This is a genomic window from uncultured Amaricoccus sp. (assembly GCF_937858865.1).
Lineage (GTDB): Bacteria > Pseudomonadota > Alphaproteobacteria > Rhodobacterales > Rhodobacteraceae > Amaricoccus.
Genome location: NZ_CALLYO010000282.1, coordinates 1 through 1,476, shown reverse-complemented (window position 1 = coordinate 1,476; position 1,476 = coordinate 1). Strand labels below are relative to the sequence as shown.

The following is a 1,476-nucleotide window of genomic DNA, read 5'->3' as shown; positions in this document are numbered from 1 at the left end:
ACCACTCCGGCCTCCTGCCGAAGCTCGTCCGCGACGGCTTCGCCGGGCCGATCCACGCCACGGCGGCAACGATCGATCTCGCGGGCGTCATGCTGCCCGACAGCGCGCACATCCAGGAGATCGAGGTCGAGCAGCTCAACCGCCGGCGCGCCCGGCATGGCGAGCGCGGCGTCGAGCCGATCTACACCGCGGAGGATGCGCAGGCCTGCCTGAAGCGCTTCAGGGCCCAACCCTACGGCCGGTGGTTCGAGGTGGTGCCCGGCGTCCGGGCGCGCTTCTGGAACGCCGGGCATCTCCTCGGGTCGGCCTCGATCGAGGTGGAGATCGCCGAGGAGGGCGCGCCGCTCCGGCTGCTGGTCTCGGCCGACATCGGCCCGGACGCGAAGCTGCTGCAGCCCGAGCCCCAGGGCCCGAGCGGCATCGACTACCTCGTCTGCGAGTCGACCTACGGCGACCGGGTCAGGCCGCCGATCACCGACGAGAGCCGGCGGACGGCGCTTCGCGACGAGGTGCGGGCGGCGATCCATCCGAACGGCGCGCTGCTGATCCCGTCCTTCGCCGTCGAGCGGGCGCAGGAGCTCATCGCCGACCTCGCCGCGCTGATGGCGGCCGGCGCCCTGCCGGAGATCCCGATCTACGTCGACTCGCCGCTCGCCGGCCGGGCGACGCAGATCTTCGCGCGCCATGCCCGCGAGCTCGAAGGCGGCGCCGCGCTGCGGCAGGCGCTCGCCGCGCGGCGCCTGCACTTCACCCAGACCGCCGAGCAGAGCAGGGCGCTCGACCGGGTGCACGGCTTCCACATCGTCATCGCCGCGAGCGGCATGTGCGAGGCGGGGCGCATCCGGCACCGGCTGCGGAACTGGCTCTGGCGCGACGAGGCGACGGTGCTCCTCGTCGGCTTCCAGGCCGAGGGCACGCTCGGGCGCATCCTGCAGGACGGGGCACCGAGCGTGCGGATCCAGGGGGAGAGCTACCAGGTCCGCGCGCGGATCCGGACGCTCGATCTCTATTCGGGCCACGCCGACGCGGGCGAACTGGTCACCTGGGTCCGGGCGCGGCTGCCGATCGGGCGCGACGTCTTCCTCGTCCACGGCGAGGAGCCGGCGATCGAGGCGCTCGCCGGCCGGCTGAGCCCGTTCGTCGACCCCGGGCGCATCCTCCAGCCGGTGCTCGACGAGGGCTTCGAGCTGACCCGTGCCGGCGCCCGCCGGCTGGCCGACGCGCCGGCCCCGCGCATCCGGCCCGAGCAGGTGGCGCGCCTCGACTGGCACAACGACGTCTCGCGCCTCTTCCTCGACATCAACGCCGCGCTCGCCTCCGCCGCCGACGAGCGATCGCGCAACGTGCTGATCCGCCGCCTGCGCCGTGCCCTCGATGAGGAGACCCCCGAGGAGCCCCCCGTGGATATATCACGTTGAGCCGGAGGCGCCGGCGCGCACCCGCCGGGCTGGCCCGGTGCGGATGATACCGCGCCGC

1 protein-coding gene is annotated in these 1,476 nt (G+C 74.1%); it reads left to right on the top strand.

From position 1 onward, the window contains the following. A partial coding sequence (locus Q0112_RS08115; protein ID WP_297973750.1) for an MBL fold metallo-hydrolase RNA specificity domain-containing protein occupies positions 1–1,418 on the top strand: 1,418 nt, incomplete at its 5' end. Positions 1,419–1,476: the final 58 nt, after the last annotated feature.